9 protein-coding genes are annotated in these 17,818 nt (G+C 34.5%); 7 read left to right on the top strand and 2 right to left on the bottom strand.

All coding sequences use genetic code 11. The annotated features are described in order from the left end of the window. Positions 1–278 precede the first annotated feature (278 nt). The 3 genes from rpoC (at position 279) to PQ462_RS04860 (ending at position 5,996) form a co-directional block, all read left to right on the top strand. On the top strand, positions 279–4,589 hold the full coding sequence (rpoC, locus tag PQ462_RS04850) for a DNA-directed RNA polymerase subunit beta' (RefSeq protein WP_012024016.1): 4,311 nt from the start codon (positions 279–281) through the stop codon (positions 4,587–4,589). Between the two features lie 11 nt (positions 4,590–4,600). After that, positions 4,601–4,912: a DUF3467 domain-containing protein gene (locus PQ462_RS04855; RefSeq protein ID WP_012024017.1), complete on the top strand. Its 312-nt coding sequence runs from the start codon at positions 4,601–4,603 to the stop codon at positions 4,910–4,912. A 349-nt stretch (positions 4,913–5,261) separates the two neighbouring features. After that, entirely contained in the window at positions 5,262–5,996 is a 735-nt protein-coding gene (locus tag PQ462_RS04860) for a hypothetical protein (RefSeq protein WP_274252553.1), read from the top strand. An 88-nt stretch (positions 5,997–6,084) separates the two neighbouring features. Here PQ462_RS04860 and PQ462_RS04865 read toward each other — a convergent pair whose 3' ends face one another. Then, positions 6,085–7,677 carry a peptide chain release factor 3 gene (locus tag PQ462_RS04865; RefSeq protein ID WP_012024019.1) on the bottom strand — a complete coding sequence of 531 codons (1,593 nt, stop codon included), beginning with the start codon at positions 7,675–7,677 and terminating at the stop codon, positions 6,085–6,087. A gap of 147 nt (positions 7,678–7,824) precedes the next feature. After that, positions 7,825–9,264 carry an alpha-amylase gene (locus PQ462_RS04870; protein ID WP_274252554.1) on the bottom strand — a complete coding sequence of 480 codons (1,440 nt, stop codon included), beginning with the start codon at positions 9,262–9,264 and terminating at the stop codon, positions 7,825–7,827. Positions 9,265–9,736: 472 nt separating this feature from the next. Here PQ462_RS04870 and PQ462_RS04875 point away from each other — a divergent pair, with 472 nt between their 5' ends. The 4 genes from PQ462_RS04875 to PQ462_RS04890 all read left to right on the top strand — a co-directional run bounded on the left by PQ462_RS04875 (position 9,737) and on the right by PQ462_RS04890 (position 17,761). Then, on the top strand, positions 9,737–11,164 hold the full coding sequence (locus PQ462_RS04875) for a peptidylprolyl isomerase (RefSeq protein ID WP_274252555.1): 1,428 nt from the start codon (positions 9,737–9,739) through the stop codon (positions 11,162–11,164). Positions 11,165–11,242: 78 nt separating this feature from the next. Further along, positions 11,243–12,196, top strand: coding sequence for an AAA family ATPase (locus PQ462_RS04880; protein ID WP_012024022.1), 954 nt, complete (start codon positions 11,243–11,245; stop codon positions 12,194–12,196). Between the two features lie 411 nt (positions 12,197–12,607). Beyond that, positions 12,608–15,379: a bifunctional aconitate hydratase 2/2-methylisocitrate dehydratase gene (locus PQ462_RS04885; protein WP_274252556.1), complete on the top strand. Its 2,772-nt coding sequence runs from the start codon at positions 12,608–12,610 to the stop codon at positions 15,377–15,379. A 117-nt stretch (positions 15,380–15,496) separates the two neighbouring features. Beyond that, positions 15,497–17,761 (top strand): aconitate hydratase, encoded by a 2,265-nt coding sequence (locus tag PQ462_RS04890; protein WP_073410930.1) that lies wholly within the window; start codon positions 15,497–15,499, stop codon positions 17,759–17,761. The last annotated feature ends 57 nt before the right edge of the window (positions 17,762–17,818 follow it).

Below are 17,818 nucleotides of genomic sequence, written 5' to 3' on the forward strand. Positions count from 1 at the left end.
GAAAACTGGGACTGAGACTGTTTACTAAATGTTACAAGTTTTTAAAGATTTATACCCGTAACCCGTTCCGATTTTTTATAACAATGCAAGGCATTTTATAACTAGCACTTCAAATAAGAATTTGAGGTTTAGAGAAGTAACCCGAGGTAGTGTTTTAAGTCAAAAGTTTAAAAGTCCAAAGTCTAAAGTCGTTCATGACTTTATAACTTTATGACATTTGACTTTCGACTAGGATAAGAATCAATTTTTTAATTGCAAATAAATCAATAGTAAAAACTATGATGAATAACAGAAACAATAATAAAGATAAGAATCCAGTAAAAAGATTTAACAAAATTTCTATTGGATTGGCTTCACCAGAATCTATCTTGAAAGAATCAAGAGGAGAGGTTTTAAAGCCAGAAACTATTAACTATAGAACTCACAAGCCAGAGCGTGATGGACTTTTCTGCGAAAGAATCTTTGGACCAGTAAAAGATTTCGAATGTGCTTGTGGTAAGTATAAAAGAATTCGTTACAAAGGTATCATCTGTGACCGTTGTGGTGTAGAAGTTACTGAGAAAAAAGTACGTCGTGATAGAGTAGGACACATCAACCTTGTTGTGCCAATTGCTCATATCTGGTACTTCCGTTCTCTTCCAAACAAAATTGGTTATATCCTTGGTCTTCCATCTAAGAAATTAGATATGATCATTTACTACGAAAGATACGTGGTAATCCAAGCAGGTATTGCTAAAAATGCAGATGGAGAATCTTTACAAAGATTAGATTTCTTAACTGAAGAAGAATACTTAAACATTTTAGATACTCTTCCACAAGAAAACCAATATTTAGATGATTTAGATCCAAATAAATTTGTTGCCAAAATGGGAGCAGAGTGTATTATGGATTTATTAGCTCGTATTGACTTAGATGCTTTATCTTATGAGTTAAGACACAGCGCCAATAATGAGACTTCTAAACAAAGAAAAACTGAAGCTTTAAAAAGATTACAAGTTGTTGAATCTTTCCGTGAGTCTAACGAAAACCGTGAAAACCGTCCAGAATGGATGATTATGAAAGTGGTTCCAGTTATCCCGCCAGAATTACGTCCGCTTGTGCCACTTGATGGGGGTCGTTTTGCAACTTCAGATTTGAACGATTTATATCGTCGTGTAATCATCCGTAATAACCGTTTGAAAAGATTAATGGAGATTAAAGCTCCAGAAGTTATCTTAAGAAACGAGAAACGTATGTTACAAGAATCTGTAGATTCATTATTTGATAACACACGTAAAGCTTCTGCTGTTAAAACAGAATCTAACAGACCATTAAAATCATTATCTGACTCATTAAAAGGTAAGCAAGGACGTTTCCGTCAAAATTTACTTGGTAAACGTGTGGATTATTCTGCTCGTTCGGTAATTGTTGTTGGTCCAGAGTTAAAATTATATGAGTGCGGATTGCCAAAAGATATGGCTTCTGAATTATACAAACCTTTCGTTATCCGTAAATTGATTGAAAGAGGTATTGTAAAAACAGTAAAATCTGCTAAGAAAATCATTGACAAAAAAGAGCCGGTAGTTTGGGATATTTTAGAAAATGTAATTAAAGGACACCCAGTATTACTGAACCGTGCTCCTACTTTGCACAGACTTGGTATTCAGGCTTTCCAACCTAAATTAATTGAAGGAAAAGCAATCCAGTTACACCCATTAGTATGTACGGCTTTCAACGCCGATTTCGATGGTGACCAGATGGCGGTTCACTTACCATTAGGACCAGAAGCTATTTTAGAGGCACAATTATTAATGTTGGCTTCTCACAATATCTTGAACCCTGCAAATGGTGCTCCAATTACTGTACCTTCTCAGGACATGGTCTTGGGTCTATACTATATGACCAAAGAGCGTATTTCTACAGAAGATCACATTATTTTAGGTCAGGATTTGACTTTTTATTCTGCTGAAGAAGTAAACATTGCATTAAACGAAGGAAGATTAGAATTGAATGCTCGTGTGAAAATTAGAGCAAAAGATTTTAATGACGCTGGAGAATTAGTGTACAAAATTATTCAAACAACTGCAGGACGTGTATTATTTAACGAAGTAGTACCTGAAGCAGCTGGATATATCAACGACGTATTGACTAAGAAAAACCTTAGAGATATTATCGGACACATTTTAAGTGTGACTGATGTACCTACAACGGCAGCTTTCTTGGATAATATGAAAGATATGGGTTATAAATTCGCATTTAGAGGAGGTTTATCATTCTCTTTAGGTGATATTAGAATCCCAGAACAAAAAACTAAGTTAATTGCTGATGCCAGAGAACAAGTTGAAGGTATCTCAACTAACTATAACATGGGTCTTATCACAAATAACGAGCGTTACAACCAGGTTATTGACGTATGGACTTCAGCAAATGCTCAGTTAACAGAATTAGCAATGAAGAATATTAGAGAAGACCAGCAAGGTTTCAACTCTGTATATATGATGCTTGACTCTGGGGCGAGGGGTTCTAAGGAACAGATTCGTCAGTTAACTGGTATGCGTGGTTTGATGGCTAAGCCTAAAAAATCTACTGCTGGTGGTGGTGAGATTATTGAAAACCCGATTCTTTCTAACTTTAAGGAAGGTCTTTCGATCCTTGAGTACTTCATTTCTACTCACGGTGCTCGTAAAGGTCTTGCGGATACGGCTCTTAAAACGGCCGATGCTGGTTACTTAACAAGAAGGCTTCACGACGTTTCTCAAGATGTTATTGTTAACATCGAGGATTGTGGAACTTTAAGAGGTGTTGAAGTTGCTGCATTGAAGAAAAATGAGGAAATCGTTGAATCATTAGGAGAAAGAATTCTAGGACGTGTTGCATTGCAAGATGTTATAAATCCGCTTACTAATGAAGTAATGGTTCAATCAGGTCAGCAAATTACTGAGGCAATTGTGAAAACTATCGAAGCTTCACCAATTGAAAAAGTAGAAGTTAGATCTCCATTAACTTGTGAGGCTTTAAAAGGTATTTGTGCTAAATGTTACGGTAGAAACTTAGCTACTGGTAAGATGACACAAAGAGGTGAAGCTGTTGGAGTTATTGCAGCTCAGTCTATTGGAGAGCCAGGTACACAGTTAACACTTCGTACGTTCCACGTTGGAGGGGTAGCTGGAGGTATCTCTGAAGAGTCTAGCATTGTTACAAGATTCGCAGGTAGACTTGAGATTGAAGATTTAAAAACAGTTAAAGGAGAAGACAGTGAAGGTAATGCGGTTGATATCGTAGTATCACGTTCAACTGAATTAAAATTAGTTGATGAAGGAACTGGTATCGTCTTAAACACACATAATATTCCTTACGGTTCTAGTATCTTTGTTAAAGATGGAGAAACTGTTGGAAAAGGAACTGTAATCTGTAAATGGGACCCTTATAATGGTGTAATTGTTTCTGAGTTTACTGGTAAGATTGCTTACGAAGATTTAGAACAAGGACAATCATTCATGGTTGAGATCGATGAGCAGACTGGTTTCCAGGAAAAAGTAATTTCTGAGGCTAGAAACAAAAAATTAATTCCAACTTTATTAGTTTATGGTAAAGAAGGTGAATTGATTCGTTCTTACAACTTACCAGTAGGTGCACACTTAATGGTTGAAAATGGTGAGAAAATTAAAGCAGGTAAAGTATTAGTAAAAATCCCTCGTCGTTCTTCTAAAGCAGGGGATATCACAGGAGGTTTACCAAGAATTACTGAGCTTCTTGAGGCTCGTAACCCTTCAAACCCAGCAGTTGTATCTGAAATTGATGGAGTTGTATCTTTTGGAAAAATTAAGAGAGGTAACCGTGAGATCGTTATCGAATCTAAATTTGGTGAGATTAAAAAGTATTTAGTTAAACTTTCAAGCCAAATCTTAGTACAAGAAAATGACTTCGTAAGAGCGGGAGTTCCATTGTCTGATGGTGCAATTACACCAGATGATATCTTAAGAATTCAAGGACCGGCAGCTGTTCAGCAGTACTTGGTAAATGAAATTCAAGAGGTTTACCGTTTACAAGGGGTAAAAATTAATGACAAGCACTTTGAGGTTGTAATTCGCCAAATGATGCGTAAAGTAAAAGTTGAAGATCCAGGAGATACTCTATTCTTAGAAGATCAATTGATCCATACTAAAGACTTTATCCTTCAAAATGATAAATTATACGGAATGAAAGTGGTAGAAGATGCTGGAGATTCTTCAGTATTGAAACCAGGTCAAATTATTTCTCCTCGTGAATTGCGTGATGAAAATTCATTATTGAAACGTACAGATAAAAATCTTGTTGTAGCAAGAGACGTAATTACTGCAACTGCAACGCCAGTTCTACAAGGTATTACAAGAGCTTCGTTACAAACTAAATCATTCATTTCTGCGGCTTCATTCCAGGAGACAACGAAAGTACTTAACGAAGCTGCAGTAGCTGGTAAAGTAGATGATCTAGAAGGATTAAAAGAAAATGTAATTGTTGGACACAGAATTCCTGCGGGAACTGGTATGAGAGAATACGATAACACTATCGTAGGTTCTAAAGACGATTACAACGAAATGATGGCTAATAAAGAAGAATACATTTATTAATTAGGGAAACTATGAGTAATCCGAAACAACAACAAGAGCAAATTAACATTGAGTTAGACGAAACTATCGCAGAAGGAATTTATTCTAATCTAGCGATTATTAATCACTCATCATCGGAGTTTGTTTTAGATTTTGTGAGCATTATGCCGGGTATTCCTAAAGCCAAGGTAAAGTCAAGAATTGTCTTGACACCACAACATGCTAAAAGATTATTGAGAGCAATTGGTGAAAATATCCATAGATTTGAAGCAGCCCACGGCGAGATCAAAGAGACAGAACAAGCACCAATACCGCTTAATTTTGGTCCGGCAGGACAAGCATAAATTTTAAAGCCCCATTTTAATGGGGCTTTTTTTTGATCTATAATGAAAATTAAATGTCGTTTGTCTGATTTAATTTACTTTAGTCGACAAAATTTCTTTTTGCAGTCCTGTTATTCTAAATTGGCTGTTCCTATGATAGATTAATTTTTGAAATATAATGACTTAGTAAGGTTGATTTAATTCAAAGTTTAAAAAAGCGCTAACCTAATTAGCGCTTTTTTTATTTTGAAAATGAAGTGATTAAGTTCTGTTTGTAAAATATTTTATTTCCTTCCCAACCTTTTTATAAAAAATGTACTCTATATAAGTAAGAGCGATTCAGAAGTTTTTAACTTAAATAAAGTATAGTATGAAAAAGAAATTCACCTTACAAATAGCAAATCCTTGTTCTGAAAATTTTGATAAAATGATTCCTAATGCAAATGGTTCATTTTGTGATTCCTGTATGAAAAATGTGATTGATTTAAGTAAGAAAACAAATTCTGAAGTTGCTAAATTCATTGCGGAAAATAAAGACAGATCTATTTGTGCGAGATTAAAAACTACACAGTTAGAAGAACAGTTCGAATACAATGAAACTTCTAAAATCAATACTTTAAAATATGCAGCAGTTGCAGCATCCGTTTTATTGGCTTCAAATCTTTCAGCGCAAGAAAAAGAACCTGTTAAAACAGAAGTAAGTTGTACGAAACCTAATACTTATAAAGTAGGGAAAGTGGCTTATAACCATACTTCAAATCAAGAAATTTCTATAATTATAAAAGGAAGATTGCTGGAAGCAAATACAAATAAACCTTTTAATAGAGAAACATACCCGAATTTAATGCTTGCTGTTGATGGTTCACAAAATCCTGTAAAAGTTAATCCTAAAACGGGAGAATTTTCGATAGAAACTAAAATTTTAAAAAACAGTAAATCACTAATGGTTACAATTACCGGAAATGATTATTATCTGTCAAAAGAAATAGATTTCGATTTAAAGTCAGTTAAAAATAATGTTTTGAGACAAAATATAATTATTGGAGCAGAAGAACTTACTAAAATCTATATTGCTGGCGGATTAGGAATTAATTACACAAAGTAATAATTAAATTTACATTTTGGGGAATGTAAATTAAAAAGGCTGTCTAAATCAAATAGACAGCCTTTTGGTATTTTTTATCTAAAGGATATTAATCAAATTCAGATGTAAAGTATAATTTCACAGTAGGATATTTACTTTGTGTCATTTGTATTGTAAAATCAGAATCGGCTAAGAAAACTAATTGGCCATATTTGTCATGAGCCAGGAATTTTTGTTTAATACGCTTAAATTCTTTGAATTCCTCATTTTTAGAATCATCAGGTTTTACCCAGCATGCCTTATGTACAGGGAAGTTTTCATAAGTACATTTTGCACCATATTCATGCTCTAAACGATATTGAATAACCTCATATTGAAGTGCTCCAACAGTTCCAATAATTTTACGATTGTTCATTTCTAATGTAAACAACTGCGCTACACCTTCATCCATTAGCTGGTCGACCCCTTTTTCTAATTGTTTAGCTTTCATTGGATCGGCGTTGTTGATGTATCTAAAGTGTTCTGGAGAGAAACTTGGAATTCCTTTAAAACTCATGATTTCGCCTTCAGTTAAAGTATCTCCAATTTTAAAGTTTCCTGTATCATGTAAACCAACAATATCACCTGGATATGAGATGTCTACGATTTCTTTTTTCTCAGCAAAGAATGCATTTGGACTTGAGAATTTTAAATTCTTTTTTTGGCGTACATGATAGTAAGGTTTGTTTCTTTCAAAAGTACCGGAAACAATTTTGATAAAAGCCAGACGATCACGGTGTTTAGGATCCATATTTGCGTGGATTTTGAAAACAAATCCAGACATTTTTTCTTCTGTAGGTTCGACTGTACGCGTCTCAGAATCTTTTGCTCTTGGAGACGGAGCGATTGTAATGAAACAATCTAACAATTCACGAACTCCAAAGTTGTTCAAAGCTGAACCAAAGAATACAGGCTGGATTTTTCCATCCAGATAATCCTGACGTTCAAATTTTGGATAAACTTCATCAATTAATTCTAACTCTTCACGAAGTTTGTTAGCTGCTTTTTCTCCCACAATTTTATCCAATTCAGGATTGTTCTGTACATCAGAAAAAGCAATAGTTTCTTCAATATTTTTACGGCTGTCTCCACTAAAAAGGTTAATGTTCTCTTCCCAAAGATTATAAATTCCCTGAAAATCATAACCCATTCCAATAGGGAAACTTAAAGGAGTAACTTTCAATCCTAATTTTTGTTCTACTTCATCCATTAGATCAAAAGCATCTTTACCTTCACGATCTAATTTGTTGATGAAAACAATCATAGGAATATTACGCATTCTACAAACAGCAACCAGTTTTTCTGTTTGTTCCTCAACCCCTTTTGCAACGTCAATTACAACAATTACACTGTCAACAGCAGTTAAGGTTCTAAAAGTATCTTCGGCAAAATCCTTGTGTCCCGGTGTATCAAGGATATTGATTTTTTTATCTTTATAATTAAAAGCAAGTACAGAAGTTGAAACCGAGATACCTCTTTGGCGTTCGATTTCCATAAAGTCACTCGTTGCTCCTTTTTTAATTTTGTTATTTTTTACCGCTCCAGCTTCCTGAATAGCACCTCCAAATAACAGTAATTTTTCCGTTAATGTAGTTTTACCGGCATCAGGATGCGAGATAATTCCAAATGTTCTTCTGCGTTGTATTTCTTTTAAAAAGCTCATATTTTGTATAAATAGGTTGCAAAAGTACTATTAAATACGACTTTATAAAAATATTCACTTCTTAAATTTAGGAAGTCTTTTCTATTGAGAGATTTTTAGAAAAAAATAAGGCTGTTTTGCAACAGCCTTAGATAGTCATTTTTAAAATTACTGATTAATTGACCAAATTGAATATCCTCTTGGAGGACATTGTATTTTTACCCATTTGTCAGCCTGAGTAGTTGGATACCAAGATGAGTTTCCTGTAAAATCTTTAATTTGAGTATTTGCCCAATTGGTTTGAATCCATCTTTCCTGCCATGAGTCAGAATTGTTTATGTAAACAACCAATCCGGGATTTCCGTTATAACCATTTCTTCTGGCAACATATTCATCATTATCAGAATATAAAATAGAAGTTGTTCCAGTTGCTTTATTGTTGTGAATCCAGATTAGATTATTCAGTTTGTTTTTATCCAGCCATTCTTCATAATCTCTGTAAAAAATTGTTGGATAACCTTCGTGAGTTAATATATAGGAGTAAGCTAACATTTTGCTCCAGATTTCGTCAGTATCATGATTGGTTACAAAAGTTACTGCTTTGTACGGATTGCGTTTCCACATCATATCATCATTTAATAATGCGAGATTATTTCCGTCAAAGGCATCGTTCATTTTATAATAACATGCAAAATCAAACACAGAACTATTCGCATTGTTTGCCCAGTCATTTAATACATTTACATTCGAATCCCATAATTCTCCAACAGAAAACCCTCCAACATTAGAGTTCCAGGCATTTACAACCCATGCACCAAACCCTTTTACATAGTCGAATCTCCAGCCGTCAAATTTCATTGTGTTTTTATAATATTTACCAACTCCGTCAGCACGCAGCCACAGCCAGTTCTGAACGTTTGGTGCAGCATGGCATAAATCAGGAAACCCTCCAAAAGAGCCTTCGTCATTATTTCCGTAACTGTTTTTATAAAAATCATTATAGTTACGAGGAAATTTACCCGAAGCAACTCCTGTAAAATTAGTCCAGGTATTTGTTCCTGTAAATGGATTTGCTTCAGATTGTCCGCCGCTGTTATGATTGATTACGATATCTGCATAAACTTTGATATTCTCATTATGGGCAGCTGTAATTAAACTTACTAATTCAGCTTTTGAGCCAAATCGTGTTTCAGTGCTTCCGTTTTGATTATAATCTCCAAAATCAAAATAATCAGTAGGATCATATCCCATAGAGAATGCTCCATTTTGAGCTTTTGAAGCAGGTGGGAGCCAAATAGAACCAATTCCGGCATTTCCCCAAGCAGTTACTTTTCCTTTTACAGTATCCCACCAAGTTCCTCCAGCAGGCACATCCCAATAAAAGGCCTGCATCATAACCCCTCCTCCTGGATTATCAACATATTTTCCAGTTAGAGAAGAAGATTTTCCTGTACTGAAAGGCTTTCCGTCGTGATGTGTAACATTAATGATTTTAAACTCCTGACTTTCTGCTTTTGAGTCAACATCGTTTGTTTCGTTTTGTGAACAAGAGTACAAGAATCCTGTAATAGCCATAACAAAACACAATCTTGCAATAGGTTTTTTCATAATAGATGTGGTTAAGGTTAAATTAATAAAGTTTGTAATTGTTTAATTTTTAGTTTTTAAAATAAGATATTCTTAATTTTTACATGTTTAAATTATCAATTACGCATCTAAAGTAGGAGTTTTTTGATTCGGTTTAGTTTTGTAGGAAAATAGTTTTACAACGAAAACGTTGTAGTGTTTAAAACTTTTTTAGAATATTTAAATTTGAGATTTGAATTTAAATTAAGTGCATAGTAATTTGTCTGCAGAAGAAAAAGAATAACATTATATATTGGATTTAATATCATCCACATAATTTTTTGTTAATACTATGGCTGATAGTTGTATTATGTAATTGAATTGTTATTTTTGTTCGTTTTATATAAGATAAAGAAATTGACTATTTGGTTTTTCTGAATAACTTTTGAAGAACAAATAATGTCTCATTAAATTTTAAAGCACTGATCTTTAACATCCAATTAAATTTAAAATAATGTTATTAAAAAAATTACAGCTAAAAACAATTGATTACAAGTTAGTCTTAACAATGTGTTTTTTACTTTTTTTCACTTCAATAGTTTCAGCTCAGGAAATTATTAAGGATGTTGTAGCTGAAAAGCCTGCAGAACCAGTGCATGGTAAACAAAAAATAGACGGTATTATCGCTACAGTTGGAGATTATATTGTTTTAGATTCTGATATTGATAAAGGTTATTTAGAGATTTCAAGTCAGGGAGGTAATATTAAAGATATTACAAGATGCCAGATGCTTGGTAAGCTTCTTGAAGATAAATTATATGCGCATCAGGCTATTCAGGATAGTATTATTGTGAGCGATGCCGAAGTTAGAGGTATGATGGATGAACGTTTGAACTATATGATTCAACAAGTTGGAGACATCAATAAAGTAGTAGAATACTACAAGAAAAGTTCTGTAGAGGAATTTAAAACGTATTTTGCTGACATCTTAAAAGAGCAGAAGTTAGCTTCTGAAATGAGAGATAAAATTGTTAAAGATGTAGAAATAACTCCTGAAGAAGTTCGTAATTTCTTTAGAAAAATTCCTAAAGACGAATTGCCGACTTTTGGAGCTGAAATGGAAGTAGCGCAAATTGTGGTAGAGCCAAAAGTTTCTAAGGAAGACAAGCAAAAAGTAATAGATAGATTAAATGCTATTAGAAAAGATGTTTTAGAAGGATCAAGCTTTGCAACAAAAGCTGTTTTATATTCTCAGGATCCTGGATCTGCACCAAATGGCGGTTACTACAAAATGACACGTAAAACACCTTTTGTAAAAGAGTTTAAAGATGTTGCATTTAGTTTACAGGAAGGCGAAATTTCTGCACCATTTGAAACTACTTTTGGATATCATATTATAATGGTAGATAAAATAAAAGGACAGGAAGTAGAATTACGTCATATATTAATTGCTCCAACCGTTTCTGAAAGCGCTTTAAAAGAAGCAAAAGAAAGAATTGCAAACATTAGAGCTAAAATTGTAAGCAAAGAATTGACTTTTGCAGACGCTGCAAGAACAGAATCTGATGAAAAAGAAACCAGAGCAAATGGGGGAACATTAATTAATCCTAATACTCAGGATACTCGTTTTGAATTGACTAAAATGGATCCAACCTTATATGGTCAGGTTTCAAATTTAAAAGATGATGAAGTTTCTCAGCCACTTTTAAATACAGACGATAAAGGAAAGAAAACATATAAGTTGATAACTGTAACAAACAGAATCGACGAACACACAGCTGATTATGCTAAAGATTATACTAAAATTAAAGAGTTAGCATTAAAAGAAAAGCAAATCAATGCGATAGCAAAATGGTTTGATACTAAGATTAAAGATACTTATATCAAAATTATTGGAGAATACAAAGATTGTACGTTTGCTAACAATTGGTTGAAAAAATAATTTTTATTAAATAAAGAAAAAGAGTTAGTTTTATGAATTCATTAAACTAACTCTTTTTAATTTTAAATATATTCATAAATGTCTGACGTAACAGCAATTCATAATTTAGTTCAGAAACGCAACGAATTAAAAAACGAAATAGCAAAAATAATTGTAGGGCAGGATGCCGTAATTGATGAAATTTTACTTTGTATATTTTCTGGAGGACACGCTCTTTTAATTGGTGTTCCGGGATTGGCAAAAACGTTAATGATAAATACTTTATCGCAGGCTTTAGGTTTAGATTTTAAAAGAATTCAGTTTACACCAGACTTGATGCCTTCGGATATTTTAGGAAGTGAAATTCTAGACGAAAACAGACATTTTAAATTCATAAAAGGACCAATATTTTCTAATATTATTCTGGCTGACGAGATTAATAGAACTCCTCCAAAAACTCAGGCAGCTTTATTAGAAGCAATGCAGGAACGTTCAGTAACAATTGCAGGACAAAATTACAAATTAGATCTGCCTTATTTCGTTCTGGCAACACAAAACCCAATTGAGCAGGAAGGAACGTATCCTTTGCCGGAAGCCCAGCTAGACCGTTTTATGTTTGCTATTAAACTAGAATATCCAACTTTTGAAGAAGAGGTAAAAGTGGTTAAACAAACCACATCAGATAATAAAGTAGAAATTAGACCATTGTTTACTGCTCAGGAAATTATTGATTTCCAGCATTTAATTCGTAGAATTCCAGTAGCAGATAATGTTATAGAATATGCTGTAACATTAGTGAGTAAAACTCGTCCCGATAATGCGTTAACGAATGATTTTGTAAAAAACTATCTGGATTGGGGAGCAGGGCCGAGAGCTTCGCAAAATTTAATTTTAGCTGCAAAAGCCCACGCTGCTTTTAATGGTAAATTTTCACCGGATATTGAAGATGTAAAAGCAGTAGCAACCGGAATTTTACGTCACAGAATTATTAAAAACTACAAGGCCGATGCTGAAGGAATAACTGAAGAAGTTATTATTAAAAAGCTGATGTAAATTATAAAACAATAAATTGTAAAAAGCCTGATAATCTTATCGGGCTTTTTGTTTTTTTATTTGAAATCAATATTAAGAATTAGTCAATTTTGACATGGGCAGATGAAGGTCGAAATGACGTTAAAACTTGTAACTATAACGTTATAATTATTTATTTAGAAAGATTCTTTATCAAAATAGGTGTAAAATCTTACTTGCATCCTAACATTAAATTTCGACTTTGTTAATGAAAAGATTTTAAAATATCAATAATTCATTTTTTTAATACAAAATTGATATTTTAGCAAAAACAAGCAGTGAAAATCGTTTTTTAACAATAATAATTTTTGAAAAGGCGACTTCTATTATATTTTTTTTAATTATCGGCTTTAATGCTTAAATTTGCATAAAAAAAATAAATCTGCCTTAATTATGAACATTTATAAGGATTATATCCAAGAAATTGAAGAACGTAAAAATCAGGGACTTCACCCAAAACCAATTGATAGTGCTGAATTATTAAGCGAAATTATTGCACAAATTAAAGATACAAATAACGAATACAGAGAAGATTCTCTTAAGTTTTTTATTTACAATACTTTACCAGGAACTACAAGTGCTGCTGGTGAAAAAGCTAAGTTTTTAAAAGAGATTATTCTGGGTCAGTCTGTTGTGGCAGAAATTACACCAGCATTTGCTTTTGAATTATTATCTCACATGAAAGGCGGGCCTTCTATCGAAGTGTTACTTGATTTAGCTTTAGGTAATGATGCCGCTATAGCAAAAGAAGCAGCAAAAGTTCTTAAAACACAAGTTTTCCTTTACGAAGCAGATACAGATCGTTTAGTAGAGGCATTCAAAAATAATAATACAATTGCTAAAGAAATCCTTGAGAGTTATGCTCAAGCTGAGTTCTTTACAAAACTTCCAGAAGTTGCAGACGAAATTAAGGTAGTTACATTTATTGCTGGTGAAGGTGATATTTCAACAGATTTACTTTCTCCGGGTAACCAAGCGCACTCTCGTTCAGATCGTGAGCTTCACGGACAATGTATGATTACACCTCAGGCACAGCAGGAAATTAAAGCGTTACAAGCACAGCATCCAGATAAAAGCGTAATGTTAATCGCTGAAAAAGGAACAATGGGAGTTGGTTCTTCTAGAATGTCAGGTGTAAACAACGTGGCGCTTTGGACAGGAAAACAAGCAAGTCCTTATATTCCATTTGTTAATATTGCTCCAATTGTTGGAGGAACAAACGGAATTTCTCCAATTTTCCTAACAACTGTTGATGTTACTGGTGGTATTGGTTTAGACCTTAAAAACTGGGTTAAAAAAGTTGATGCTGACGGAAACGTTATTCGTAACGAAAATGATGAACCAATTTTAGAGCAAACTTATTCTGTTGCTACAGGAACGGTTCTTACAATCAATATTAAAGAGAAAAAACTTTATAACGGAGATCAGGAATTGATCGACATTTCTAAAGCATTTACTCCTCAAAAAATGGAATTTATCAAAGCAGGTGGTTCTTACGCTATCGTATTTGGTAAAAAACTTCAAACATTAGCAGCTAAAGTTTTAGACGTTGAAGCTCCGTTAGTATATGCTCCATCAAAAGAAGTTTCTCACGAAGGACAAGGTCTTACTGCGGTTGAAAAAATCTTCAACAAAAATGCAGTTGGTATCGCTCCAGGTAAAGTATTACACGCAGGTTCTGATGTTCGTGTTGAAGTAAACATTGTAGGTTCTCAAGATACTACAGGTCTTATGACTGCTCAGGAATTAGAATCTATGGCTGCTACAGTAATTTCACCAATCGTTGATGGTGCTTACCAATCAGGATGTCATACTGCTTCTGTTTGGGATAAAAAAGCGCAGGCCAATATTCCTAAATTGATGAAATTCATGAACGATTTTGGTTTAATCACGGCTCGTGACCCAAAAGGTGTTTACCATGCAATGACTGACGTAATCCATAAAGTACTTAACGATATTACTATCGACGAGTGGGCTATAATTATTGGTGGTGACTCTCATACAAGAATGTCAAAAGGTGTTGCTTTTGGTGCTGACTCAGGAACTGTTGCTCTTGCATTGGCTACTGGAGAAGCTTCAATGCCAATTCCAGAATCTGTAAAAGTTACTTTTAAAGGAGATATGAAAGGGTATATGGATTTCCGTGATGTGGTTCATGCTACTCAGGCGCAAATGCTTCACCAATTTGGAGGAGAAAATGTATTCCAAGGAAGAATTATTGAGGTTCACATTGGAACATTAACTGCTGACCAAGCCTTTACATTTACAGACTGGACTGCAGAGATGAAAGCAAAAGCTTCTATTTGTATTTCTGAAGATGATACTTTGATCGAATCATTGGAAATTGCTAAAGGCAGAATCCAAATCATGATCGACAAAGGAATGGATAACGATAAACACGTTCTTCAAGGATTGATCAACAAAGCTGATAAGAGAATTGCTGAAATTAAATCGGCAGAGAAACCAGCTTTAACTCCAGATGCAAATGCTAAATATTATGCTGAAGTTGTAGTTGATCTTGATTTGATTGCAGAGCCTATGATTGCTGATCCAGACGTAAATAATGCTGATGTTTCAAAAAGATATACGCACGATACTATTAGACCTTTATCTTTTTACGGTGGAGTGAAAAAAGTAGATCTTGGATTTATTGGATCTTGTATGGTTCATAAAGGAGATATGAAAATCCTTGCTCAAATGTTGAAAAATGTTGAAGCACAAACAGGAAAAGTGGAATTTAACGCTCCTCTTGTTGTTGCTCCTCCAACATATAACATTGTAGATGAATTGAAAGCTGAAGGTGACTGGGAAGTTTTACAGAAATATTCTGGTTTTGAATTCGACGATAATGCTCCAAAAGGTACTGCGCGTACAGAATATGAAAACATGTTGTATTTAGAGCGTCCAGGTTGTAACCTTTGTATGGGTAACCAGGAAAAAGCTGCAAAAGGAGATACAGTAATGGCAACTTCTACGCGTCTTTTCCAAGGAAGAGTTGTAGAAGATAAAGAGGGTAAAAAAGGAGAATCATTACTTTCTTCTACTCCAGTTGTAGTATTGTCTACAATTTTAGGAAGAACTCCTACTATTGAAGAATATACAGCAGCTGTAGACGGTATCAACTTAACTAAGTTTGCGCCTTCAAACAAATCGTTAGTAATGTAATCTTACGATTATTAATATTATAAAGCCCGAGTGATAAACTCGGGCTTTTTCTTTTATAGCTCTTCTATTTTTTGTAACTTGTCATGTTCAAAATAAAAAAAACAAAACAATAAACTTATGGCTTTTGATATTGAAATGATAAAAAAAGTGTATGAGAACATGCCGGAACGTGTTGATAAGGCACGCGAGCTAGTTGGTCGTCCACTTACTTTGACAGAGAAAATTTTATATAATCACCTTTGGGATGGAGCTCCATCTCAAGTTTTTAAAAGAGGTGTAGATTATGTTGATTTTGCACCAGACCGTGTAGCGTGTCAGGATGCTACAGCACAAATGGCATTATTGCAGTTTATGCATGCCGGTAAATCTAAAGTAGCAGTTCCAACAACGGTACATTGCGATCACCTGATTCAGGCAAAAGTAGATGCAGCAACTGATTTGGCAAGAGCGAAAACGCAGAGTAATGAGGTTTTTGACTTTCTATCATCTGTTTCTAATAAATATGGAATTGGTTTCTGGAAACCAGGAGCCGGAATTATTCACCAAGTAGTACTTGAAAACTATGCTTTCCCTGGCGGGATGATGATTGGTACCGATTCTCACACAGTAAATGCCGGAGGTTTAGGAATGGTAGCAATTGGAGTTGGTGGAGCAGATGCTGTTGATGTTATGTCTGGTATGGCTTGGGAACTTAAATTTCCTAAACTTATTGGAGTGAAATTAACTGGTAAATTATCAGGCTGGACAGCTCCAAAAGATGTAATTTTGAAAGTAGCAGGTATTTTGACTGTAAAAGGAGGAACAGGCGCTATTGTTGAATATTTTGGTGAAGGAGCAACTTCTATGTCTTGTACTGGTAAAGGGACTATTTGTAATATGGGTGCTGAGATTGGCGCTACAACTTCTACTTTTGGTTATGATGCTTCAATGGGACGTTATCTTCGTTCTACAAATCGTGCCGATGTTGCCGATGCTGCAGATAAAATTGCTCCATACCTAACTGGAGATCCTGAAGTCTATGCTAACCCTGAAGAATATTTTGATCAGGTTATCGAAATTAATTTATCTCAATTAGAGCCGCACTTAAACGGACCATTTACTCCAGATTTAGCTACTCCGATTTCTAAAATGAAAGAAGAAGCAATCAAAAATAACTGGCCGCTGCAAATTCAGGTAGGATTAATTGGTTCTTGTACAAACTCTTCTTACGAAGATATTTCTCGTGCAGCTTCTTTAGCAAGACAAGTTGCTGCGAAAAACTTAAAAACAAAAGCCGAGTTTACCATTACTCCGGGTTCTGAAGTAGTTCGTTCTACAATAGAAAGAGACGGATTTATTGATACATTCCATAAAATTGGAGCAACTGTTTTTGCTAACGCCTGCGGACCATGTATTGGTATGTGGGATAGAGATGGAGCAGAGAAAGAAGAAAGAAATACAATTGTTCACTCTTTCAACCGTAATTTCTCAAAACGTGCAGATGGTAACCCTAATACACTTGCTTTTGTTGGTTCTCCAGAATTGGTAACTGCAATGGCAATTGCGGGTGATCTAGGTTTTAATCCATTAACAGATAAGCTGATTAATGAAGATGGAGAAGAAGTAATGCTGGATGCTCCAACTGGAGACGAACTTCCTGCTAAAGGTTTCTATGCCGAAGATCCAGGATTTCAAGCTCCGGCTGCGGATGGTTCAGGTGTTCAGGTTGTGGTAAATCCAACGTCAGAGCGTTTACAATTATTAGCTCCTTTTGACGCTTGGGACGGAAAAAATATTACTGGTGCTAAATTGTTAATCAAAGCATTCGGAAAATGTACTACAGACCATATTTCTATGGCTGGACCTTGGTTACGTTTCCGCGGACATTTAGATAATATTTCTAATAATATGCTTATTGGAGCTGTAAATGCTTATAACCAAAAAACAAACTCTGTTAAAAATCAATTAACAGGTCAATACGATGCTGTTCCTGCGGTTGCTCGTGCATACAAAGCAGCTGGAGTTCCTTCTATTGTAGTGGGAGATCATAACTACGGAGAAGGTTCTTCTCGTGAGCATGCGGCTATGGAGCCTCGTTTCTTAGGTGTTAAAGCGGTATTAGTGAAATCTTTCGCTCGTATCCATGAAACTAACCTTAAAAAACAAGGTCTTTTAGGATTGACTTTTGCAAACGAAGCAGATTATGATAAAATTCAGGAAGATGATACAATTAACTTCTTAGATTTAACTGAATTTGCTCCTGGTAAACCATTAACATTAGAGTTTGTTCATGCAAATGGCACTAAGGATATCATTTTGGCGAACCATACTTATAACGCCGGACAAATTGGATGGTTTGTTGCAGGTTCTGCATTAAATTTAATTGCAGCAGGAAAAGCTTAATTTTTTAAGATTCGATTATACTTAAAAAGCGCTCTGTGTTTTTACAGAGCGCTTTTT

The sequence above is a fragment of the Flavobacterium sp. KACC 22758 genome, assembly GCF_028736135.1.
Lineage (GTDB): Bacteria > Bacteroidota > Bacteroidia > Flavobacteriales > Flavobacteriaceae > Flavobacterium > Flavobacterium johnsoniae.

What these genes read in the sequence shown, in the direction of transcription:
- rpoC (WP_012024016.1), top strand. Translation starts at nt 279, where the DNA reads ATGATGAATAACAGAAACAATAATAAAGATAAGAATCCAGTAAAAAGA.
- PQ462_RS04855 (WP_012024017.1), top strand. Translation starts at nt 4,601, where the DNA reads ATGAGTAATCCGAAACAACAACAAGAGCAAATTAACATTGAGTTAGAC.
- PQ462_RS04860 (WP_274252553.1), top strand. Translation starts at nt 5,262, where the DNA reads ATGAAAAAGAAATTCACCTTACAAATAGCAAATCCTTGTTCTGAAAAT.
- PQ462_RS04865 (WP_012024019.1), bottom strand. Translation starts at nt 7,677, where the DNA reads ATGAGCTTTTTAAAAGAAATACAACGCAGAAGAACATTTGGAATTATC.
- PQ462_RS04870 (WP_274252554.1), bottom strand. Translation starts at nt 9,264, where the DNA reads ATGAAAAAACCTATTGCAAGATTGTGTTTTGTTATGGCTATTACAGGA.
- PQ462_RS04875 (WP_274252555.1), top strand. Translation starts at nt 9,737, where the DNA reads ATGTTATTAAAAAAATTACAGCTAAAAACAATTGATTACAAGTTAGTC.
- PQ462_RS04880 (WP_012024022.1), top strand. Translation starts at nt 11,243, where the DNA reads ATGTCTGACGTAACAGCAATTCATAATTTAGTTCAGAAACGCAACGAA.
- PQ462_RS04885 (WP_274252556.1), top strand. Translation starts at nt 12,608, where the DNA reads ATGAACATTTATAAGGATTATATCCAAGAAATTGAAGAACGTAAAAAT.
- PQ462_RS04890 (WP_073410930.1), top strand. Translation starts at nt 15,497, where the DNA reads ATGGCTTTTGATATTGAAATGATAAAAAAAGTGTATGAGAACATGCCG.